The organism is Burkholderia sp. WTPI3 (assembly GCF_021483755.1).
In the GTDB taxonomy this organism is placed as follows: domain Bacteria; phylum Pseudomonadota; class Gammaproteobacteria; order Burkholderiales; family Burkholderiaceae; genus Burkholderia.
Map to the genome: position 1 here is coordinate 67,357 of NZ_JAGIXF010000005.1, position 23,038 is coordinate 90,394.

The 23,038-nt window shown below is 66.4% G+C and carries 17 protein-coding genes and 2 pseudogenes; 11 read left to right on the forward strand and 8 right to left on the reverse strand.

Annotated elements, in window-relative coordinates; all coding sequences use genetic code 11:
• Positions 1-257: 257 nt before the first annotated feature.
• Positions 258-545, reverse strand: a pseudogene (locus J7024_RS04480) (tyrosine-type recombinase/integrase); the annotation flags it as partial.
• 311 nt (positions 546-856) lie between these two features.
• On the opposite strand from J7024_RS04480, the pseudogene J7024_RS04485 reads away from it, so the two are divergent.
• A pseudogene (locus J7024_RS04485) lies at positions 857-946 on the forward strand (class II aldolase/adducin family protein); the annotation flags it as partial.
• Between the two features lie 57 nt (positions 947-1,003).
• Here J7024_RS04485 and J7024_RS04490 read toward each other — a convergent pair.
• The 5 genes from J7024_RS04490 to J7024_RS04510 all read right to left on the reverse strand — a co-directional run bounded on the left by J7024_RS04490 (position 1,004) and on the right by J7024_RS04510 (position 6,407).
• A complete protein-coding gene (locus tag J7024_RS04490; RefSeq protein ID WP_124829790.1) occupies positions 1,004-2,323 on the reverse strand; it encodes an MFS transporter in 1,320 nt (439 codons plus the stop codon).
• Positions 2,324-2,378: 55 nt separating this feature from the next.
• Entirely contained in the window at positions 2,379-3,587 is a 1,209-nt protein-coding gene (gene tcuB / locus J7024_RS04495) for a tricarballylate utilization 4Fe-4S protein TcuB (protein WP_124829791.1), read from the reverse strand.
• Positions 3,574-4,983, reverse strand: coding sequence for an FAD-dependent tricarballylate dehydrogenase TcuA (gene tcuA / locus J7024_RS04500; protein WP_234744820.1), 1,410 nt, complete (start codon positions 4,981-4,983; stop codon positions 3,574-3,576). Before tcuA ends, tcuB begins: the two co-directional genes overlap by 14 nt.
• Before the next feature lie 96 nt (positions 4,984-5,079).
• Positions 5,080-6,000, reverse strand: coding sequence for a LysR family transcriptional regulator (locus tag J7024_RS04505; protein ID WP_124829793.1), 921 nt, complete (start codon positions 5,998-6,000; stop codon positions 5,080-5,082).
• A 20-nt stretch (positions 6,001-6,020) separates the two neighbouring features.
• The gene (locus tag J7024_RS04510; RefSeq protein WP_233410006.1) at positions 6,021-6,407 is read right to left on the reverse strand and encodes an ATP-dependent protease; all 387 of its coding nucleotides are present in this window, start codon (positions 6,405-6,407) and stop codon (positions 6,021-6,023) included.
• A gap of 268 nt (positions 6,408-6,675) precedes the next feature.
• Here J7024_RS04510 and J7024_RS04515 point away from each other — a divergent pair, with 268 nt between their 5' ends.
• The 5 genes from J7024_RS04515 (at position 6,676) to J7024_RS04540 (ending at position 12,495) form a co-directional block, all read left to right on the forward strand.
• The gene (locus J7024_RS04515; protein ID WP_124829795.1) at positions 6,676-7,236 is read left to right on the forward strand and encodes a GNAT family N-acetyltransferase; all 561 of its coding nucleotides are present in this window, start codon (positions 6,676-6,678) and stop codon (positions 7,234-7,236) included.
• 51 nt (positions 7,237-7,287) lie between these two features.
• Entirely contained in the window at positions 7,288-8,229 is a 942-nt protein-coding gene (locus J7024_RS04520) for an ABC transporter substrate-binding protein (RefSeq protein WP_234744821.1), read from the forward strand.
• A 101-nt stretch (positions 8,230-8,330) separates the two neighbouring features.
• Complete coding sequence (locus J7024_RS04525) at positions 8,331-9,689, forward strand: LLM class flavin-dependent oxidoreductase (protein WP_124829797.1); 1,359 nt, start codon at positions 8,331-8,333, stop codon at positions 9,687-9,689.
• Positions 9,690-9,746: 57 nt separating this feature from the next.
• Positions 9,747-11,528: an amino acid ABC transporter permease/ATP-binding protein gene (locus J7024_RS37250; protein WP_327796256.1), complete on the forward strand. Its 1,782-nt coding sequence runs from the start codon at positions 9,747-9,749 to the stop codon at positions 11,526-11,528.
• A gap of 34 nt (positions 11,529-11,562) precedes the next feature.
• Positions 11,563-12,495: an ABC transporter substrate-binding protein gene (locus J7024_RS04540; protein WP_124829799.1), complete on the forward strand. Its 933-nt coding sequence runs from the start codon at positions 11,563-11,565 to the stop codon at positions 12,493-12,495.
• A gap of 102 nt (positions 12,496-12,597) precedes the next feature.
• Here the strand turns inward: J7024_RS04540 and J7024_RS04545 are convergent, their stop codons facing one another.
• Both J7024_RS04545 and J7024_RS04550 read right to left on the reverse strand, forming a co-directional pair.
• Positions 12,598-13,692, reverse strand: a complete 1,095-nt coding sequence (locus tag J7024_RS04545) for an LLM class flavin-dependent oxidoreductase (RefSeq protein WP_175769940.1) — start codon at positions 13,690-13,692, stop codon at positions 12,598-12,600.
• A gap of 100 nt (positions 13,693-13,792) precedes the next feature.
• Positions 13,793-14,758, reverse strand: coding sequence for an ABC transporter substrate-binding protein (locus tag J7024_RS04550; RefSeq protein WP_124829801.1), 966 nt, complete (start codon positions 14,756-14,758; stop codon positions 13,793-13,795).
• Between the two features lie 299 nt (positions 14,759-15,057).
• On the opposite strand from J7024_RS04550, the gene J7024_RS04555 reads away from it, so the two are divergent.
• The 5 genes from J7024_RS04555 (at position 15,058) to otsA (ending at position 23,015) form a co-directional block, all read left to right on the forward strand.
• Complete coding sequence (locus J7024_RS04555) at positions 15,058-15,975, forward strand: alpha/beta hydrolase family protein (RefSeq protein ID WP_175769938.1); 918 nt, start codon at positions 15,058-15,060, stop codon at positions 15,973-15,975.
• Positions 15,972-16,403, forward strand: a complete 432-nt coding sequence (locus tag J7024_RS04560) for a MarR family winged helix-turn-helix transcriptional regulator (RefSeq protein ID WP_124829803.1) — start codon at positions 15,972-15,974, stop codon at positions 16,401-16,403. The genes J7024_RS04555 and J7024_RS04560 overlap by 4 nt, the downstream gene beginning before the upstream one ends.
• A gap of 499 nt (positions 16,404-16,902) precedes the next feature.
• Positions 16,903-18,930, forward strand: a complete 2,028-nt coding sequence (locus J7024_RS04565; protein ID WP_124829804.1) for a TonB-dependent receptor — start codon at positions 16,903-16,905, stop codon at positions 18,928-18,930.
• 440 nt (positions 18,931-19,370) lie between these two features.
• On the forward strand, positions 19,371-21,008 hold the full coding sequence (locus J7024_RS04570; RefSeq protein WP_124829805.1) for a methyl-accepting chemotaxis protein: 1,638 nt from the start codon (positions 19,371-19,373) through the stop codon (positions 21,006-21,008).
• A gap of 600 nt (positions 21,009-21,608) precedes the next feature.
• On the forward strand, positions 21,609-23,015 hold the full coding sequence (otsA, locus tag J7024_RS04575; RefSeq protein ID WP_124829806.1) for an alpha,alpha-trehalose-phosphate synthase (UDP-forming): 1,407 nt from the start codon (positions 21,609-21,611) through the stop codon (positions 23,013-23,015).
• Positions 23,016-23,038 lie beyond the last annotated feature (23 nt).

Consider the following 23,038-nt stretch of genomic DNA (forward strand, 5'->3'; position numbering starts at 1 on the left):
CGCTTCGGAGGCGGTCGCGGGTTTCAGCCGTTTGGGGGGTGACCAACACCGCAATCAAGTGACGTCCGTCGATCCAGCAGCGAAGCGGCACGCCGACGCTCAATGGCTGCGCACGGGCCGTAATGTAGTTTATAGCGGTCATTCAAACGCCGTTTGCGACGTATCGACGAACGCCCCTCATGGCCGGCAAGCGACCGCTCGCCGGCCGCCGTGCCGTCAAACCTCGGTCTGCTCCACCATCTCGAGGGCATCGTCGACGTATGAATCCGGCTCGGGAACAGAAAATCCGCCGCCTTCAGTCCCCGCGCTTCGATCCAGGCTTCGAGGCTCTCACGGGTTTGTTCCGTGATCTCTAATTACACCGGGCGCTGGGTTTTCCGCTGCATGACTGTCGCTCAGGACGCCACATGGCTTCCGTGACAGATATCCTCGACCTGCAACCGCGTAAGGTCGCACGCCCGCAGCTTGCTATCCATCGCGAGATTGAACATCGCGAGTTCGCGGACGTTCGGCGTCATCTGCAGTCTTGTCCGGATCGCCCAGATTTCCCGGAGCTTTAACGGCCGCTTCTGCCCGGTGAGCTTGCCCTTGTTTCACGGCATGTGGTGGGCAGCGACGACTTTCCCGGCTTCCATGACAATCTCCTTTCAGGCAATATCGGGCGCTCAGCCATTGGCATGCGAGCCGGTAAAATCAGCTCGTCAACAGGTGATCGATAAATGCGGCCAATGCCAGCCGCACGTTCCGATGATCGTCTGCCGACATGCAGATGAAAAATTCCCGGCAAGCAAGCCCACTCGTCGGTCAGTCGAACAGGCCTTCAGCCCATAATCTGCGCTCCGGGCACATGAGCTGTCGGCCACAGACGCGCCGCTCCTACGGCAAGATGGAGTGGCCTGCGTTGCTGCGCAAGCTGGACCACATCGACCCTTCTTGTCGCCGCTGAAAAAGCGAAAGCCCGGTGCGAAGCCGGGGTTACGTAAACGCGCCGATGCATTCGCTATCAGGCCGACGATGCCGCCGACGCGTTGCTGCCCGGGCGACGACGGTACAGCCTGAGCGTCGCGCACAAGCTGCAGAGCGCAGCGAAGCTCAGCCAGTAGCCTGGTGCGGCCTTGTCATGCAGGACCTGGATCAGATAGGTCGATACCGCCGGCGTAAAGCCGCCGAACAGCGCCGTCGCGAGACTGAACGCCAGCGAGAAGCCCGCGACGCGCACTTCGACCGGCATCACTTCGGTGAGCGCGGCGACCATCGCACCGTTATACATGCCGAAGAAGAACGAGAACCACAGCAGAACGATCAGCATGCGCGCGAAGCTTGGTGCATCGGCGAGCCAGGACAGCGCCGGATAAGCCGTGAAGATCGCCAGCATGGAAATGGCGAGCAGCACCGGCTTGCGGCCGATGCGGTCGGAAATCGTGCCGCCGATCGGCAGCCAGACGAAATTCGATGCGGCCACAAGCAGCGTGACCACCAGGCTGTCGGAGGTGGACAGCTTCAGCACCGACTTCCCGAAGGTCGGCGTATAGACGGTGATGAGATAGAAGGTGGTGGTGGTCATCGCCGTCAGCAGCATGCCGCCGATAACGGTGCGCCAGTTGCCGAGTAGCATCGCAAGAATCTCGCGCACCTGCGGATGATGCCGCCGCGCTTCGAACGCTGCGGTCTCCTGCAGCGAACGGCGCAGCATGAACAGGAACGGCACGATCGCGCAGCCGATGAAAAACGGCACGCGCCAGCCCCATGCACCGATCTGCTGCGCGGAGAGCCACTGGTTCAGCCCGTAACCGATGGCTGCCGCCACGACGATGGCGACCTGCTGGCTCGCCGACTGCCAACTCGTGTAAAAGCCCTTGTTATCGGGCGTCGCCATTTCCGCGAGATAGACGGACACGCCGCCAAGTTCCGCGCCCGCCGAGAAGCCCTGCAACAGACGCCCGAGCAGCACGAGCGCCGGCGCGAGCAGGCCGATCGTCGCATACCCGGGCACGCAGGCAATCAGAATGGTGCCGCTCGCCATGATCGACAGCGTAACGATCAGCCCGGTGCGCCGTCCGACCTTGTCGATGTACGCGCCGAGAAAGATCGCACCGAGCGGACGCATCAGAAAGCCCGCGCCGAACACCGCGAAGGTGAGCATCAGCGAGGCGAACTCGCTGGTGGACGGGAAAAAGATCTTCGAGATCGATGTCGCGTAGAAGCCGAACAGAAAGAAATCGAACTGTTCGATGAAATTGCCGCTGGTCACGCGCAACACGGCGGCGGCCCTCGTCATGGGCGAAACGCCGGACGTAGCGGCGATCGATTCTGTGCGGTTCATTGCGTCTCCTGCTTCTTGTCTATAGTGATGGGCGCCCAAGGCGCCCTGACGACTGCTAATCCGGACTGAGGCTCGGTGTGTTGTGTTGCCGCTTCTCTACTGACGATTTGAGCAACGCCGCCGAGCGGAAGATGCCGTGCGCGAACTTGCCGTAAGGCAGCGTGGCGAACAGCGCCATCACGATGCCGAGATGAATCGCGAGCAGCGACGGCATCGCCGAGGTCGTGCGGAGCGCGAGCAGCGCGAGACCGGATGCGCTCGTCAGAAGCAGGAGCGCGATGAAGCCGCGGTCCATCGGACGCTGACGGGCATCGCCCCGCTCCGGAACGCGTTTCAGGTTCAGCCACAGCAGTCCCGCCGACCCCGCAATCAGTCCAATGCCGCCCGCGGTTCCCAGCAACACCGGCGCGCTCAGAAACGGATACGGCGCTTCCAGACCGAATGCATAGTGATAGAGCGTCGCAACTGCGGTTGCCGCAAAGCACAGCATGAAGCCGTAGAACGTCAGGTGATGGAAACGGCGCCGCGCCAGTGTGAAGGCATCGCTCTCTTCGTTGCAGCCGTCGCCGTGGCCGCCGTCCAGATACTTGAGGGTCAGCGCGTTCTTGGCCGCTTCCGCGACGGCTGGCGCGCTCGCGGTTCCTGCCGACACGTCGCGCCAGAAGCGCGTGACACCCACGCCGAGCGCGAGAATGGCGAACAGGAAAACGATGCCAAACATCGCCGCGAGCAGGTTGTGCGGGAAGATCGCGTAGAAGTTCGCTGGCGCGACATCTCCCGACAAACCGCCGTGTAATGCCATACCGAGCAGCAGAAACAGCGCGAGTCCGGCCGCCAGTGCAACCGACAAAGTCAGGCCGTTGCGTTTGTACAGCGCGCCGAACGACGCGGGAAATGCGTATTCGGTGTAGGTTTCGAGCCGGACTTCGGCCATCGCTTTCGGCACGTTCACGCCGAATTCGTGCGGCGACGCGTATTGGCACGCGTGATAGCATGCGCCGCAGTTGTGGCAGAGATTCGCCAGATAGTTGACGTCCGGCTTGCCGAATTCCAGGCGGCGCGTCATGGCCGGGAACACGGCACAGAAGCCTTCGCAATAGCGGCAGGCGTTGCAGATCTGCATCTGCCGTGCCACTTCGGTTTCGCCGGCGCTCATCGGCACAATGGGGATCACGCGCGCCGTGCTGCCGTGCGACGCTTTTTTCGTATCGACCGATAACGTCGTGCGCATGCGTTCGGGCGTGAGCGAGTCAGACTGCTGCACTGGTTGCCTCCGTCGTTTTGAGTGCGGCGCGCGCGGCCTGCGTCCCGGCAATGCGCCCGAAGGCCGTGCCGATCGACATGCCGACGCCCGCTGTATAGCCCTTGCCGAGCACGTTGCCGGCCATCATTTCACCGGCCACGAACAGGTTCTCACTGGCATTGCCGCCGAAGTGAACCTGCGCGCGGTCATTGGTCTTGAGTCCGAGATATGTGAACGTGATGCCTGGCCGCAACGCATAACCGTAAAACGGCGGCGTCTCGATGCGGCGCGCCCAGTGCGTCTTGGGCGGCGCAAGACCTTCGGTGTGGCAGTCGTCGAGCGCGGTGTGGTCGAAGGTGCCGTCGCGGCATGAACCGTTATAGCGCGTGAGCGTTTCCATGAAGCGCGCTTCCGGCAGCCCGAGTTTGCGCGCGAGTTCCGGCAGCGTATCGGCCTTTTCGCCCGGAAACACCGGCGGCATGAAGCGGCCGATGGCTTTCGAGTCGATGATCGAATAGCCGATCTGCCCCGGTTGTTGCGCAACGAGCCGTCCCCAGATTGCATAGCGCTTCGGCCAGAAATCCTCGCCTTCGTCGTAGAAGCGCTCGGCGTCACGATTCACCACGACGCCCAGCGACACGCAGTCGATGCGCGTGCAGATGCCGCCGTCATACAGCGGCGCGCGTGCATCGATGGCGACGCAGTGCGACTGCGACGGGTCGCCGATCATGTCCGCACCGGCGTCGGTCATATGCTTGATGAGCACGCCCTTGTTGAAGCGCGTGCCGCGAATCAGGAAGTTGTCGGCGGGCCATTCGCCCCGCTCGTTTTGCCCCCACGCTTCGCGCAGCCATTCGCGATTTGATTCAAAGCCGCCTGCCGCCAGCACGCAGGCGCGTGCCTCGAAGCGCTGGCTGCCGCTGCGGGCTGCGATGAAGAGGCTGCCGTCGAGTTCAAGCGAATCGACGGGTGTTTCATAGCGGATATCGACGCCGAGCGCTTCGGCGCTGCGGTAATACGCGTTGACGAGCGCCTTGCCGCCACCCATGAAGAATGCGTTGGTGCGTGCCACGTGCAGCGCGCCGGACAGCGGCGGCTGGAAGCGTACGCCGTGCTTCTGCATCCACGGCCGGCACGACGACGACGCGCGGATCGTCAGCCGCGCGAGATGCTCATTCGTGATGCCGCCGGTGACTTTCAACAGGTCCTGCCAGAATTCCTCTTCAGGATAGGCATCGACGAGCACGTCTTGCGGCGCATCGTGCATGCAGCGCAGATTGCGCGTGTGTTGCGAGTTGCCGCCGCGCCATTCGCGCGGCGCGGATTCGAGAAGCAGGACCGAGGCGCCCGCTTCGCGCGCCATCAATGCGGCGCACAGCGCGGCATTGCCTCCTCCGATTACGAGCACATCGACCATCAGACTTGTCTCCTTTTGGACAAATCGTAAAGGTCTCGTGCCCGCGTCGCTACCAGCCAGCCGTCAAGGGGGCTTCACTTTTTGTGAAGACCGAGGCTACCGCAGCCGCGCGCCGGGCCAGCGGCCTTCCTGCACCAGTTGACGGGCGACATCGGCGAGCACCACGCGCGCAGCGAGACCGGCGGGAGACAGTTCGTCGTCGGAGATGCTGGTGAGCATGTTGGGCCGTGTGGCGTATTTATCCGCGACGGGCACGCTCGTCAGTATCACGTTCTCGGGCCTTGCGAGCGCCGCGCCAGGCTGTATGGTCGCGCCGATGCCGGTGCGGACGAAGTCCATCAGGAGTGCAAGGCCGTCGACTTCGGCGACGATGTTCGGCTCGTATTCGGCGCGCCTGAATGCTGATAACAGCAGCGAACGCAGCCCGTGCGTGCCGCTGGGAAGAACGAGCGGAAGCCTGCCGAGATTTTTCAGCCGGACGGATGCGCTTATCGGCATGCCGTCGAGATCTCCCGCGCCGATCAGGAACAGCCGCTCGTCCAGCAGCGGCAGCACACTCCAGCGTTGCGCGGACTCCTCACGGAACAGCACGGCGAGATCGATCTGACGCGCGCTCAGCATGGACGCAAGATAGCCGGAGAGACTTTCGACCATGTGCAGCCGCACATCGGGATAGCGCGAGCGCATGGCCTGCATGAATGCGACACCTAGCACGCTCGCCGTGCTCGGCGCCATGCCGACGCTGACATGGCCCGACAGACGGGCTGAGCGTGCAGCGATCGCGGCATCGTCGATATGACGCAGCGCGAGTTGCGCCTGACGCCAGAACGCCAAACCTGCGTCGGTCGGAACGACGCCGCCCGAGGTGCGTTGCAGCAGACGCGTGGACAGTTCGCCTTCGAGACGGCTGATCTGCTGACTCAATGCCGAGGTCACCACGCCGAGTTCCAGCGCTGCCTTGCCCATGCTTCCATGTTCCACGACGCTGAGAAAATAGCGTAGTTGTCTGAGTTCCATGTCGCGATCGGTCAAGAGGATTAAGCGGGTATTTTGACAGAACGTCGTCGGACAATCCTCGGCTCACAGGTTCCCGGCGCGCTGCGCCGCCGGTTGACTTCCGTCCACAGCACATCGCTGTCGTCATTGCGCAGCACGACCATCCAGTCCAGTTGCTCGCCGGTCACGCCGAAGTATTCCAGGACTTCCCGGCGAACCGCATCGACGAACTGCGCGTATTCCGGGGTTGCCTGGGCTTGCGCGTGCAGGGCGTCGTATTCTGCATCGTCCGCGCCGCCACCGTGCTCGTCGATATAGCGAGAGATCCACTCATCTCGTTCGCGGTCGTAATCGGCCTCGGCGCGCATCGCTTGCACGGCCGTGTAGAAAGCATCGCCGCAAGCGTCAGGCCGGCACTCAAGCGCCAATGCCGACCACCGGTCGTGAATGCCTGCCCCCCTCTCCCTGCAAGCCTTCTGACTCCCCTCGCGAAATCCTTATCGAAATTGCTTCGTTCGCCTTTGCCGGCCGCGCCGCTAACGTGTTCGAAACGGCGGCGGCCTGCCGAATGCATCGCGGGATGCACACCGGCCGCCGTCATCACGACAACCGCGTCGCGATAACGGAACAGACCGGCCGGGCCATGTGCCCCGAGCCCGACAGGAACGTCCGCATCGCGCGCCCTTCGCGATGCCCATGGCCACGAACGACCGCATCATCGACACGACGCCGCTCGATGTCCGCGCCCAGCCGCTGATCGACGCGCTGATCGACGAATACGCGACACGCTACGACGCATACCGCCCCGACAGCCGCGCGTCCGCGCGCGACGAACTGGCCCGCTATCCGGCCGAGCTGTTCGCGCCGCCCGAAGGCGCGTTCGTGCTGTTGCTGCGCGACGGCGAGACGATCGGCGGCGGCGCCTTCAAACGCTACGACGCGCAGACCGCCGAACTCAAGCGCATCTGGACCCGCACGGACCTGCGCCGCCAGGGGCTCGCACGCGTGATCGTCGACGCGCTCGAGCGGCGCGCCGCGCAGCAGGGCTATCGGCGCGTGTACCTGACCACTGGCTTTCGCCAGCCCGAAGCATGGGCGCTCTACGACCGCACCGGCTATACGCGGCTGTTCGATTCGTCGATCGACCCGGAAGCGTATTTCCACCTGCGCTTCGGCAAGGATCTCGCCGATCCGTCCCGCACATCGACGCTCGCCGACCTCTGGGCGCCGCTGCCCGAAGCGGTGCTGCCGCGCTGAGCGCATCGCGTCATCCCGCTCCGTACGACACGACAACAACAGGACGACTTCATGCCACGAGCCATACCGTTCACGCCGCGTGCAGCCCGCACGCTGGCCGCCGCCCTGATCGGCCTGACCGCGATCGCCGCGGCCGCCGCCACGTTCGACCTGAGCCCCGAGCAGTTCACCCGCCCGCGCGGCAAGGCCGATGCAGCCGTCGAGCGCGCGGTCCCCGCGTCGTTCAGGTTCGCCGAAGCCGGCACGCTGACGATCGGCATCGCGCCGAGCCTGCCGCCGATCAGCACGTATGCGACCGACGCGCGCACCGTGGTCGGCTTCGACGCGGACGTCGGCCAGCTCGTATCCGACAGCCTCGGCCGCAAGCTGAAGATCGTGCCGCTCGCATGGGCCGACTGGCCGCTCGCGCTCGAGTCGGGGAAAGTCGACGCGGTGATCTCGAACGTCACCGTCACCGAGGAACGCAAGCAGAAGTTCGATTTCTCGACCTACCGCAAGGATCAGGTCGGCTTCTACGTGCGCAACGACAGCAAGATCCGGTCGATCCGCGAGCCGAAGGACGTCGCGGGGCTGCGCATCGTGACCGACGCCGGCACCAACCAGGAAAAGATCCTGCTCGCCTGGGACCGCGAGAACGTCGCGCACGGCCTGAAGCCGGTGCAGATCCAGTACTACGACGACCAGGCGATGCGGATCGTCGCCGTGCAGTCGGGCCGCGCGGACGCGGTGTTCAGCGTGAATTCGGTGCTCGCGTACCAGAGCGCGCAGCAAGGCAAGACGCGGCTGGTCGGCGCGATCAGCGGCGGCTGGCCCCGCACGGCCGACATCGCGATCGCGACGCGCCGCGGCAGCGGGCTCGCCGATCCGCTGACCGTCGCGCTGAACGCGCAGATCAGGAACGGCCGCTACCAGCAGGTGCTCGACCGCTGGAACCTTGCGTCCGAAGCGATCGACCAGTCACGCACGAACCCGCCGGGCCTGCCGAAGAGCTGAGCGCCGCCCCTTCCCGCTTGCTCAGGAACGTCGAACACCATGTCTTATTCGCTTTCATTGCTGGGCAAGACTTTTCCCCGACCATAACGCGTAACGCTCCCATGACGACCCGACGACCGATTCCCTTCGGCCTGATGCTGCAAGGCGCAGGCAGCCACATGAACGCGTGGCGGCACCCGAGCAACCCGCCGGACGCGAGCATCAACCTCGACTTCGCGATCGGCGTCGCGCGCAAGGCGGAAGCCGCCGGCATCGCGTTCGCGTTCGTCGCGGACGGCCTCTACATCAACGAGAAGTCGATCCCGCACTTCCTGAACCGCTTCGAGCCGCTGACCGTGCTGTCGGCGCTCGCGGTCGCGACGAAGAAGATCGGCCTCGCCGGCACGATCTCGACGTCGTACAGCGAGCCGTTCACGGTTGCGCGCCAGCTCGCGTCGCTCGACACGATCAGCGGCGGGCGCGCGGGCTGGAACGTCGTGACGACGCCGCTCGAAGGCACCGCGAAGAATTTCGGCAAGGCGCATCCAGATCACGCGTTGCGCTACGAGATCGCCGACGAATACCTCGACGTCGTGCAGGGGCTGTGGGACAGCTGGGACGACGACGCATTCGTGCGCGATCGCGCGACCGGACGCTTCTTCGATCGCGACAAGCTCCATACGCTCGACCATCACGGCCGCTTCTTCCAGGTCGCGGGCCCGCTGAACATCCAGCGCTCGCCGCAGGGCCAGCCGGTGATCTTCCAGGCCGGCTCGTCCGACACCGGCATCGGGCTCGCGGGCAAATACGCGGACGCGGTGTTCACGCATTCGCCGTCGCTCGACGAAACGGCCGCGTTCACGCGGCGCGTGAAGCAAAGCGCGGTCGGGCACGGGCGGCAGCCCGGCGACGTGAAGGTATTCCCCGGCATCGGGCCAATCGTCGGCCGCACGGCGGCCGAAGCGGAGGACAAATACCAGGCGATCCGCAACCTGCTGACGATCGACGAGGCGCTCGCGTATCTGGGCCGCTATTTCGATCACCACGATTTCACGCAATACGCGCTCGATGCACCGTTCCCGGAACTCGGCGATATCGGCCGCAACAGCTTCCGCTCGACTACCGACCGGATCAAGGCCGACGCGAAGCGCCAGAACCTGACGTTGCGCGAGACGGCGCTCGCCGTCGCGACGCCGCGCCCGAACTTCATCGGCACGGCGGAGCACGTCGCCGACGAACTGATCCGCTGGCACGATGCGGGCGCAGGCGACGGCTTCATCCTCGGCTTCGCGGTGCAGGCTCAGGGCGTCGACGATTTCATCGAACAGGTGATCCCGGTGCTCGAGGCGCGCGGCCGCTACAGCCGCGACTTGCCGGGCAGCACGTTGCGCGATCACCTCGGCCTGCCGCGCAAGGCGAGCCGCCATGCGGCGCACAACGCAGCGCAAATACAGGACAACGCGGCCGAAGCGCACGCCTGATGCCGCCGCGTCGCCTTGCGCGGCGCGCTCCCGACCGACTCGAGGACATTCACCGACATGAGCGACACGACCCACTTCGGCGGCGCAATGCCGCCGCTCTCTTCCCCCGGCGCGCGCGACGCCGGCACGCACCTGCGCATCGTGCCGGCCCGCCACCGGTCCCGCACGGCCGGCACGGTGCTCGCGCTCGTGCTGATCGCGCTTGCGCTGCATTCGATCCTCGGCAACCCGCAATGGGGCTGGCCGGTGTTCGCCGAATGGTTCCTGTCGCCGCCGGTACTGTCCGGACTCGCGCGCACGCTGGTGCTGACGCTGCTCGGCGCGGTGTTCGGCTTCGCGCTCGGCGCGTTCGTCGCGCTGGCCCGGCTGTCGCGCTCGCGCCTGCTCTCGGCGAGCGCGTGGACCTTCGTCTGGCTGTTCCGGTCGATTCCGCTAATCGTGCTGCTGCTGATCCTGAACAACCTCGGCTACCTGTACGAACACGTGCGGATCGGCGTGCCGTTCACCGACATCGTGTGGTTCGACACGCCGACCACCGACCTGATCAGTCCGTTTTTCGCGGCCGTGCTCGGCCTCACGCTGAACCACGCGGCGTTTTCCGCGGAAGTGATCCGCGGCGGCATTCTCGCGGTCGACCAGGGGCAGCTCGAAGCCGCGGCCGCACTCGGCCTGCCGCGCGGCCGCCAGACGTCGCGGATCGTGCTGCCGCAGGCGATGCGCGCGATCCTGCCGACCGCGTTCAACGACCTGATCACGCTGGCGAAAGGCACGTCGATGGTCTATGTGCTCGCGATGCCGGAGCTGTTCTACACGGTGCAGGTGATCTATCGCCGCAATCTCGACGTGATTCCGCTGCTGATGGTCGCGACCGTCTGGTATCTGATCATCCTGACCGTGCTGTCGGCGATCCAGGTGCAGGTCGAGCGCCACTATGCGCGCGGCGCGCTGCGCAACCCGCCGCCGTCGGCACTGACGTTCGTGCTGGCGCGCGTCAGCGCGCTATGGCGGCGTGCGGCGGCTGCCGTGCCGGCTCACGGCGCCACCGCCGACGCATCGGTGGCGCCGCTGTCGGCGCGCACCGGCGGCGAAGTCGTCGTGCACAACGTGTCGAAGCAGTTCGGCATGCAGCGCGTGCTCGACAACGTGTCGTTCGTTGCGCCGCGCGGCAGTGTGACGGTGATCGTCGGGCCGTCCGGCTCCGGCAAGTCGACGCTGCTGCGCACGATCAACCACCTCGAACGCGTCGACGCCGGCTTCATCGACATCGACGGCGAGCTGATCGGCTATCGCCGCGACGGCGACGTGCTGCACGAGTTGAAGGAACGCGACGTGCTGAAGCGGCGCACGGCGGTCGGCATGGTATTCCAGAACTTCAACCTGTTCCCGCACCTGACGGTGCTCGAGAACCTGATCGAGGCGCCGATTGCGGTTGCCGGCGCTACGCGCGATGCCGCCGAACGCACCGCGCGCACGCTGCTCGCGCGCGTCGGACTCGCGGACAAGGCCGATGCGTACCCGCGCCAGTTGTCGGGCGGCCAGCAGCAGCGCGTCGCGATCGCGCGGGCGCTCGCGTTGCGGCCGAAGGTGCTGCTGTTCGACGAGCCGACGTCGGCGCTCGATCCGGAACTCGTGAACGAAGTGCTCGACGTGATCAAGGAATTGGCCCGCTCCGGCACCACGCTCGTGATCGTCACGCACGAGATCGGCTTCGCGCGCGAAGTCGCGGACAATGTGCTGTTCATGGAGCGCGGCCGCATCGTCGAGTCGGGGCCGCCCGCCGCCGTGCTCGACGCCCCCGCCCATGCGCGCACGCGCGCATTCCTGTCGCGGGTGCTGTGATGCACGCCGCTCACGACTTCAGGGACACCGCACGATGATCGACCGACGCCACTTCATGACCGCCGCGCTGGCCGCGGCTGCCGGCCTGCGCTGGCATGCGGCGGATGCCGCCGCCGCGACGGCGGACCTCGATCCGCGCCAGGCCGGCCGGATCCGCGCGTCCCGCGACGACGCGGCGATTCGCGCAGCCAGCGGCTACCGCTGGGTGCGCGACGGCGCGTTCACGGTCGCGATCGCACCGCATGCGCCGCCCGTGTCGACCTATGCGACCGACGCCCGCACCGTGGTCGGCGCCGATCCCGACTATGCGCAACTGGTCGCCGATACTCTCGGCCGCACGCTCGTACTGCTGCCGATCGCATGGGCCGACTGGCCGCTGGGCCTCACGTCCGGCAAGTACGATGCGGTGATCTCGAACGTCGGCGTGACCGAGAAGCGCAAGGAGAAATACGACTTCACGACCTACCGGCTCGGGCTGCATGGCTTCTACGTCCGAACGGCCAGCCCGATCGCGAAGATCGACGGGCCGAAGGACATCGCCGGCTTGCGCATCATCACGGGCGCCGGCACGAGCCAGGAGCGCATCCTGCTCGAATGGAGCCGGCGCAACGTCGCGCAAGGGCTGAAGGCGACCGAACTGCTCTATTTCGACGACGATGCGGCGTCGCGCGTCGCGCTGCTGTCGGGCCGCGCCGATGCCGAGCTGAACCCGAACGCATCGCTGGCGTACGAGGCCGCGCGCGACGGCAAGATCCGGCGGGTCGGCGTCGTCAACGCGGGCTGGCCTGCAACCGCGGACGTCGCGATCGCGACGCGCCGCGGCAGCGGGCTCGCGCCGGCGCTCACGCTCGCGACGAACGCGCTGATCGGCAACGGCCGCTACGGGCAGGCGCTCGCGCGCTGGGGGTTGCAGAGCGAGGCGATTACGCGTGCGGAAACGAACCCGCCCGGCTTGCCGTCGTTCTGATGCGATGGACCGAGTCACCGCCGTGACGACGCCCGAAACGAAATCGCCCCGGCCCTCCGCAACGGAAATGCCGGGGCGAATCGCGGTAGCAGCCGTTTTTGTCTACGCGGTCACCGCCGCATCGTACCGGTCGAGCTCGGCAACGTGCGCGTGGATCGCCGGAATCAGCTTGCGCCCGTAATCGAGCGCGTCGTCGAGCGGATCGAAACCGCGAATCAGGAACGTCGACACGCCGAGCCGGTAGTACGCGCCGAGCGCCCGCGCGACCTGTTCGGGCGTGCCGACGAGCGCGGTCGAATTCCAGCGCGCGCCCGTCAGGTTCGCGACGCCCATCCATAACCGCTCGTCGAGCACGTCACCCTGCGCGGCCGCGGCCATCAATCGTTGCGAACCCGCATTCTGCGGTGCATGCCCGTCGATCGGCTGGCCGTTCGCGAGCCGGGCCGCCCGCACGCGCGCGCGGATCGCCTCGGCCTTCTCCCATGCAGCGGCTTCGGTGTCCGCGACGATGGGGCGAAACGACACGCTGATGCGCGGCGCGCGCCCGAACGGCGCGGCAGCGGCCCGCACGCGCGCGATCTGCTCGCGCACCGATGCGAGCGGTTCGCCCCACGTCATGTAGACGTCGGCGTGCTGCCCCGCGACGGCCAGCGCGGCCGGCGACGACCCGCCGAAGTAGATCGGCACGTGCGGACGCTGCGTGCCTTTCACGAGCGGCGACGCGCCGCGGATCCGGTAGAACTCGCCGTCGTGGTCGACCGGCGTGTCGGCCAGCCAGATGCGCTTCAGCACGTCGAGATATTCGCCGGTGCGGCGGTAGCGCGCGTCGTGCGGCACGAAGTCGCCGTCGCGCTGCAGATCGGCGTCGTCGCCGCCCGATACGACGTTCAGCGCGAGCCGCCCGCCGCTGAATACGTCGAGCGTCGCGATCTGTCGCGCGGCGGCCGACGGCACGATCACGCCCGGCCGGTGCGCCAGCAGGATGCGGATGCGTTCGGTCGCGGCGGCCGCGAACGATGCGACGACGAAGCCGTCCGCCGCGTTGCTGAAATGGCCGACCAGGATCTGGTCGAAGCCGGCCGTTTCGTGTGCGTGCGCGAAGCGCCGCACGTAGTCGGGCTGGACGGCGACGCCGCCCGGTACGTCGACCTCCGCGCCAGGTGTCGCGGTGATCATGCCGATGATGTCGACGGGCATGTCGGAGTGTCCTTCTGGTTGTCGACCGGAAATGGCCGGAACAATGGCCGGGATCGCGAACCCGCCGTGCGCCGCCGGCCGGCGCGGCACGGCGGCACGGTCACTGTGCGGCGGCCGTCTTTTGCGCCGGCGCCGCGAACGCGCCCGCATACGAGCGGTCGAGCAGCTTCGACGTGTCGTAAGCAGCCGGAATCACGCCTGCCTTGTGCAGGAAATCGGCCGTGTTCTGCGCATCCTTCGCCGCCGTCTCGTCGACCGGACCCACGCGCTGATGCGCGTTGTTGAGCCAGCGATACGCGACGTCGGGTTCGAGCTTCGCGCGCTTCGCCCACAGGTCCGCGTACTCGCGCGGATGGCTGTCGACCCACTGGCGCGCGGCAACCACGCGCTTCAGGAAATCCGTGATTTCCGCGCGCCTGGCCGTAGCCGCCTGCTCGTTCGCCGCGATGAAGCTCAGCGCGGGCATCAGTCCTTGCGCGGTCGTCACGGGCCGCGCGCCCTGCCGCAGGGCGAGCGTGCTGACGAACGGCTCCCACAGCGACACGGCATCGACCGAGCCGTTCGCGAGCGCATTGGTCGCGTCGATCGGCATCAGGTACGCGTACTTGACGGAATCCGCGCGCAGGCCCGCGTGTTCGAGCGCGCGCAGCACCAGCTGCTGGCTCCACGCGCCGCGCCAGACCGCGACGGTCTTGCCCTGCAGGTCGGCGACGGTGCGCACCGGCGAATTTTTCGGCACGAGGATCGCGACGCCGTCGAGACTCTGCCGCGACACCGCGACGACCTTCACCGGCGCGCCGCGCGCGGCCAGCGTGAGCAGCGCGGAATCGCCGAGAAAGCCGAGGTCGATCGCGTTGCCGTTCAGGCTCTCGGCGACGGGCGCGGCGGCCTGGAAGTGTTTCCACTCGATCGTGTAAGGCAGGTCCTTCAGCACGCCGGACGCCTCCATCGACGCCTGGATGTTGAAGTAATTCTGTTCACCGACGCGCAGCGTGACGGTGTCTTTCGCGAGGCCCGGCTGCGCGGCAAGCGCGAGCAGGAGCGCCGTGACGATTCGGCTCAACAACGTGATCTCCCCGGAGGTTGGCAGGCTGCCGCGCGACGGCGGCGCCCGGTTGTCCGCCGCGCACGATGGCCGGCGGACGGGATGGAACCGATGAAGATACGTCGATCCTCATCATGATACAAACGCAATATTCTGATATACAAAGATGCAAATATTTTATGAATTGCCGATCACGGCAGAGGCCATGCGACGCACTTCGCGACGCGCCGTTCGAATGAATCCTCGATAGATATTTCGTGTGCGAAATAAATCCCGGACTATATTTCGCATGCGAAATAACCCACCGAATGAGGGCCGTCATGACATCCGAACCCATCGAATTTGCCGCCGCCGACGGCTATACGCTGCGCGGCACGCTGTGGTCGCCGGACGCCGCGCCGCGCGCGCTCGTGCTGATTCATCCGGCCACGGCCGTTCCGGAACGGTTGTACGCGGGCTTCGCACGCTTCCTGACCGAGCGCGGGTTCGCGGCGCTGACCTACAACTATCGCGGCATCGGCGCATCGCGTCCCGCGCGCCTGAGCGCGTTGCAGGCCCGGATGCGCGACTGGGTCGAGCTCGATGTCGGCGCCGCCACCGCGTGGGCGCGGCAAGCGTACGGCGGGCTGCCGCTGCTGGCCGTCGGTCATAGCGTCGGCGGACATGCGATCGGGCTGTCGGCCGGCACCGCGCATCTGCGCGCGGCCGTGCTCGTCGCCGCGCATGCGGGCAGTACGCGACTGATTTCGCGCGCGGCGGAGCGCCTGAAGGTGCGGCTGATCCTGCGCGTGGCCGGTCCGCTCGCGTCCGCGCTGCTCGGCTACGTGCCCGGCAAGCGGCTCGGGCTCGGCGAGGACTTGCCGGCCGGCGTGTTCCGCGAATGGAGCCACTGGACCACGCTGCCGCGCTACTTCTTCGACGATCCGACGCTGGGCGCCGCCGAGCGTTTCGGGAAACAGCAGTTGCCGATCCTCGCGCTCGGCTTCGACGACGATCCGTGGGCAAACCCGCGCGCGATCGACCTGCTGGTAAGCTACCTGACCCGGGCGGCCGTCGAACGCCGCCAGATCGATCCGCTCGCGGCAGGCAGCGGACCGGTCGGGCACATGGGTTTCTTTCGCAGCCGGCCCGGCACAGTGCTATGGCCCGGTGTCGCCGACTGGCTCGCGCAGGTGCTCGATGCGTCACGCGCCGCGGATCGCCCATCCCTTTCCATTGCTACCGGGAACCGAGCTTGAGCGAAGACCGACGACTGTTTTTCCTGTTGAACATCGGCCAGCGGCGCGTGCAGCGCTGGATCGACCGCCAGGCCGAGACCGATACGCGGGCGAGCGCCGCGCAGGCCGGCGTGCTGTTCTGTCTCGCGAAGCAGGACGGCGCGCTGATCGGCGAAGTCGGCGCAGCGCTGCAACTGGCGCCGTCCGCGATGACGGGGCTCGCGGACCGGATGGCGAAAGCCGGCTTGCTCGCGCGTCACGCGGATTCGGACGACGGGCGGGCGACGCGCCTGTTCCTGACCGACGAAGGTCACGCGGCGCTCAAGCGCGCACGCGTGCTGCTGCGCGAACTCAACGGCAAGCTGTGCGACGGGTTTTCCGACGAGGAGCTCGAAGTCGTCGCGCGCTGGCTGCATGCGTTGCAGGACCGGTTTCCGGCGGAGCGCTGACGGGCGATTCGTTATGCGCGTTACTATCGGGCGGCGGTCGCAGCGCGTTGCGAACCCGTCGGCATCCCGTTGATTTACCGAGAAAAATGCAAGGCGCGACGTCGCACGATCCACGGTGTTCGCGTAACCCGGCAAGCCTCGCCGACACACGATCCAGCACGCTCCCCCGCCGTCGCCCCCCTCGTTCCGCCGGCATTTTCCGCCCCGGCTTCCATTTCGTCGATCCGACAAAAACCCTACAACGACCTCCGTTTCGTTTGGAATTTGAAATGATATAACATATCATTTAGCATGCTCGTCCGCCTCGGATGCCGTTTCTACCGGGTGGCCGGGCCTCGTCGAGTCATGTTCCAGCGGGTTATTGCGCGTCGCATACGCAACAATATATCGTATCCATCGATGGCCCGCATGCCTCGTTTTCAATCCGATTCCAATCGTTTCACCGACCATGCGCGACCTCCCTCGTCTACCGCTTCGCCCGCTCCCGCCCGTTTCGCTGATGCTCTTCGCCGCCGTCGCGCACGCGCAGACCGATACGACCACCCCGGCGAATCCGCCGGCGGCCACGACGCTCGCACCGATCTTCGTGACCGCGAACCCGCTCGGCGACTCCGAACTGGTTGCGCCGACCACGCAACTGTCCGGCGACGCGCTCACGCGTCGCCAGGCCGACTCGCTCGGCGAAACGCTCAACGGCCTGCCTGGCGTGTCGACGACCACCTACGGGCCGATGGTCGGCCGGCCGATCATCCGCGGAATGGATGGCGACCGGATCAGGCTGCTGCAGAACGGCGTCGCGGCCTACGATGCGTCGTCGCTGTCGTACGACCATGCGGTGCCGCAGGATCCGCTGTCGATCGAGCGCGTCGAGATCGTGCGCGGGCCGGCCGCGTTGCTGTACGGCGGCAACGCGGTCGGCGGCGTCGTCAACACCATCGACAACCGGATTCCGCGCGAAGCGATCGAAGGCGTGACGGGTGCGCTCGACGCGCGCTACGGCGGTGCGAATTCGGTTCGCGCAGGCGCAGCGCAGGTCGAAGGCGGCAGCGGCGGCTTCGCGTTCCACGTCGACGCGTTCGATCGCGAGGCGAGCAAGCTGCGGATTCCCGGCTATGCGCGCAGCAGCGAGCAGCGCGCGATCGACGGCCCCGACACGCCGCAGCCGTACGGCAACGTACCGAACAGCGACGGCCGCGTGCACGGCGGCGCGGTCGGTGCGTCGTACACGTGGACGGACGGCTTCGCGGGCCTGTCGTACAGCGGCTACGAATCGAACTACGGTTCCGTCGCCGAGGACGACGTGCGGCTGCGGATGCGTCAGGAACGCCTCGCGTTCGCGTCCGAGGTGCGCAACCTGAGCGGGCCGTTCACGAAGCTGAAGTTCGACTTCGCGTACACCGACTACCGACACAAGGAGGTCGACAACGGCGAGACGGCGACCACCTTCCGCAATCGCGGCTACGAGGCGCGCATCGAGGCGCAGCACCGCAAGATCGGTCCGTTCGAAGGCGCAATCGGCGTGCAGTTCGGCCAGAATACGTTCTCCGCGCTCGGCGACGAAATGCTCGTGCCGTCCACGCGCACCAGCAGCGTCGCGCTGTTCGGACTCGAGGAATGGCAGGTCAATTCGGCGCTGAAGCTGAGCCTCGGCGGGCGCTTCGAGCACGTGACGGTCAACCCCGATCCGGCCGGCGTCGAGAAATTCGCGGGAGCGCAGCCGCGCGACTTCAATGCCGGCAGCGTATCGGCCGGCGCGCTGTTCTCGCTGACGCCGGTGTGGTCGGTCGCGGCGAACGTCGCATACACGGAACGCGCACCGACCTTCTACGAGCTGTACTCGAACGGCCCGCACGACGCGACCGGCCAGTTCCTGATCGGCAACCCGAACGCATCGAAGGAAAAAGCCGTGTCGACCGACCTGTCGCTGCGCTACGCGAGCGGCCCGAACCGCGGCAGCGTCGGCGTGTTCTACAACCGCTTCTCGAACTACCTGACCGAGTACAACACGGGCCGCGTCGTTGACGACGACGGCGAACCGGTCGCACCCGGCACCGATGGCGCGCTCAACGAAGCGATCTATCGTGGCGTGCGCGCCGAGTTCTACGGCGTCGAGCTGGACGGCAAATGGCGCGCGTTCTCGCGGCGCGGCCACACGGTCGACCTGGAACTGACCGCCGACTACACGCATGCGCGCAACGTCGATACCGGCCAGCCGCTGCCGCGCATCGCCCCGCTGCGCGCGACGCTCGCGGCCGACTACGGATACGGCCCGTTCGGCGCACGCGCGCAGGTCACGCATGCGTGGTCGCAGCACCGGGTGCCCGAGAACGACTTCTCGACGGACGGCTACACGTCGCTCGGCGTGATGCTGACGTACAAGTTCCGCATGCGCGCGACGCACTGGCTCGCGTACCTGCGCGGCGACAACCTGACGAACCAGGACATCCGCTACGCGACCTCGGTCGTGCGCGGCTTCGCGCCGGAAGGCGGACGCAGCGTGATGGCCGGCCTGCGCACGACGTTCTGATCGCCCCAGGCCTGCGGCGCCTGCCGCGGGCCTGTCCGGCGCCCGGGAAACCGGGCGCCGGTTTTCGTTTACCGGCATCGCCTGTTCCGCTGCCGCGCACCGCTCCGGCTTCATCTCGGCCCCGATTCGGCGCCGCCATCCGAATCGGATAAATCACCGATGCGGGTTATTGGAGCCCCCCTTTAAACGCCTTTGCTTTAAATGCAAACGATAAAACCCGCCTCGAATTCCGCGTATGAACAGATTCTCCCGCCAGTAATTTCATATTTTTGATAGAGGTCAAAAACACCCGCCGGGCGGGGCTTTCAGCAAAGTAACAAATTGGCATCAGGGTTTTCGACGAGTAAAGAAATATCAGGAATTCCCGTTAATGACGGCACGAGCCTGTATCCGCTCGAACAATAAATCCCCATCGCCAACCACTCGCACAGAGGCACATCGTGAAAATCGCCAGAATAAGCATCAAGGCAAAGCTGCTTGGCGGCTTCGGTTTGCTCGCCGCGGTCGTCGTGATCGTGTCCGGCATGGCGCTCAAGGCGCTGTCCGATACCAACGCCGAGTTTTCCCGGTACATGAACGGCATCAACGCGCGCGCGAACCTGTCGGCGCGCATCCGAACGGCGGTGGATCGGCGCGCGATCGCCGCGCGCAACCTGGTGCTCGTAACCAAGCCGTCGGACATCGCGCTCGAACTGGCCGAAGTGCAGCAGGCGCACAAGGACGTGCAGGACAACCTCGCAAAACTGAAGGACATGATCGCGAATGCGACCGACACGACCGATCGCGCGCGCCAGCTGGTCGGCGACATCGTGCGCGTCGAAACCAGCTACGGGCCCGTCGCGCTGAACATCGTCGGACTCGCGCAGGCCGGCAAGAAGGACGACGCGACCGTCGACATCGATGAGCACTGCCGTCCGTTGCTCGCGCAACTTGTTCAAGCGACCGATGCGTATGCAACCTATACGCACGAACGTGAAATCGCGATCGCGCAGGCATTCGCCGATCGCTACACGGCCGAGCGCAACCTGTTGTCGGCGATCTGCCTGGCCGCGATCGCGGTCGCGGTGGGTGGCGGCCTGTGGTTGACGCGCAAGATCACAGCACCGATCGGCGCGGCCGTCGACGTCGCGCGCACGGTGGCCGACGGCGATCTCGGCAGCCGTATCAGCGTGAGCGGCAACGACGAGACGCGCGATCTGCTCGAAGCGCTGCACACGATGAATGCACGGTTGATCGGCATCGTCGGTCACGTGCGCGATTCGTCGAACAGCATCGCGCATGCCGTCAGCGAGATCGCGTCGGGTAACCTCGACCTGAGTCAGCGCACCGAGGAACAGGCGGCGTCGCTGCAGGAAACCGCCGCGACGATGGAGGAATTCACGTCGACGGTGCGCCTGAACGCCGAGAACGCGCAGCAGGCGAGCTCGCTCGCCGCGAATGCGTCGGATGTCGCGCAGCGCGGCAGCGCGGTGGTCGGCCGCGTCGTCGACACGATGACGGAAATCGGCCACAGCTCGTCGAAGATCGCCGACATCACCGGCATCATCGAAGGCATCGCGTTCCAGACCAACATCCTCGCGCTGAACGCGGCCGTCGAAGCGGCGCGTGCCGGAGAACAGGGCCGCGGCTTCGCGGTCGTCGCGAGCGAGGTGCGCAGTCTCGCGCAACGTTCGTCGACCGCCGCGAAGGAAATCAAGGAGCTGATCACCGCGTCGGTGCAGACGATCCGGGACGGCTCGGCGCTCGCGGGCGAAGCCGGCAAGACGATGTCGGACGTGACGCAGGCCGTCGCGCGCGTGACCGACATCATGGGCGAGATCGCCGCCGCGTCGGCCGAGCAAAGTCGCGGCATCGATCAGGTGAACCTCACGATCACGCAGATGGACGAGACGACGCAGCAGAACGCGGCGCTCGTCGAGCAGGCCGCGGCCGCGTCGAAATCGCTCGAGGCGCAAGGCCGCGAGCTGTCGGAGACGGTATCCGCGTTCCGGATGCCGGCCGGCGAACACGCGAAGTCCGCGCACGCACGCGCGCATGCGGCAGGCGACGCATCGCACTGGCAGGCCGCTACCGCGTAACGGCGAACACGATGGCGCGGCCACGCGGAACGACGCCCGGCCGCGCCATCCGCATCGTGCTCGCGTGGGCGGTCGTTGCACGCGAGCGAGTGAAGCGGAACACCGCGAACACTGAATCGAACGAACCACTCCCCTTGCATGCGCTGACCAAGCATCCGCGCTCACCCCGCTTCCGCCCGGCACATCGCAGTCGATCAGCGCGACGCATTCGACCGAATCGACGCAATGCCGACGCGATTGCACTCGACGCGGCAGGTGCGCGAGCACGATCGTTCACACCACCGGCGACGCCTCTTCTCCTTCGTCCGCATCCCTATGCACACGCTGCATCTGCAGCACTGCGCAATTTCCGGTCCCGGCCGAAAAGCGCGATATGCAGCGACTGGCACATCGCTTTTACATGTCCGTTGATCCCGGTCATGCACTTTTAAATCAGCCGAATGACGAGTATGCTTAAAAAGCACCTCACGTTCGAACGGCGAATCGCATGCCCTGACTCCCGTCCGATCGTATCGCGGCCCCATCGCGCATTCTGCGTCGATGGCGGCGTCCGCTTCGCGCCCTGGCCGCATGAATTCCCCAACTATCGCAGGAGAACCGGTGAGCCGACTCGTCGTCGTATCCAATCGCATCGCAGATCCCCGTAAAGCCGCGGCCGGCGGGCTCGCCGTCGCCGTGAAGGACAGCCTGCAGGAGTCAGGCGGCGTCTGGTTCGGATGGAGCGGCAGGCTGCGAGGCGAAGGCGAGCGTCCCACGCACGGCGATGACGTGCAGATCCAGAACGTCGGCGGCATTCAGCTCGCGACGATCGATCTCGATCCGCAGGATTACGACGCGTATTACCTCGGCTACTCGAACAACGTGCTGTGGCCGGTGTTCCACTACCGGCTCGACCTCGCGCAGTTCGACCGGCGCTTCGCAGACGGCTACCGGCGCGTGAACCAGCTCTTCGCGCGCAAGCTGGGCACGCTGCTGCGCCCCGACGACACCGTCTGGGTCCACGACTACCAGCTGATTCCGCTCGCGGCCGAACTGCGGGCGATGGGTTGCCGGAATCCGATCGGCTTCTTCCTGCACATTCCGATGCCGCCGCCGCCGATCATGGCCGCGATTCCGGAACACGAATGGCTGATGCGTTCGCTGTTCGCGTACGACCTCGTCGGCTTCCAGACCGAATCGGACCTGCTGCACTTCGAGCACTACGTCGAAGCCGAAGCCGGCGCCGCACGATTGCCCGACGGCCGCCTGCGCGCGTTCGGCCGCACGCTGTCGGCCGGTGCGTTTCCGATCGGCATCAACGTCGACGAGTTCGCGGCGCTCGCGGAGAATCGCGACGGCATCGACATGTTCGAACGGATGCGCGACGAATACTCGCGACGCCAGTTGCTCGTCGGCGTCGACCGTCTCGACTACACGAAGGGGCTGCCGCAACGCGTGCATGCGTTCCGCCAGTTGCTCGAGCAGTATCCGGAGAATCGCGATCGCGCGACGCTGATCCAGATCGCCGCGCCGAGCCGCGAGGATCTCGGCGCGTACGACGATCTGCGCCGCGAGATGGACAGCCTGTGCGGCGCGATCAATGGCGACTACGGCGAGCTCGAATGGATGCCGATGCGCTACATCCACCGCACGGTGGCGCGCAAGCGCCTGCCGGGCCTCTATCGCGCGAGCCGCGTCGCGCTCGTCACGCCGCTGCGCGACGGGATGAACCTCGTCGCGAAGGAGTTTCTCGCGGCGCAGGACGAAACCGACCCGGGCGTGCTCGTGCTGTCGCGTTTCGCCGGCGCCGCTGAACAACTGAAGCCGGCGCTGCTCGTCAATCCGTACGACACGCAAGGCACCGCGCAGGCGATCCAGCGCGCGCTCACGATGCCGCTCGAGGAGCGGCGCCAGCGTCATGACGCGCTGATGGCGATCGTGCGCAAGACCGACGTGCACTGGTGGCGCACGCGCTTTCTCGACGCGCTCGCGGAAGCGGCCGAAGTCGCCTCCGCGACCGAGTCCTGACGCGTCGCATCCACGTCTTGCCG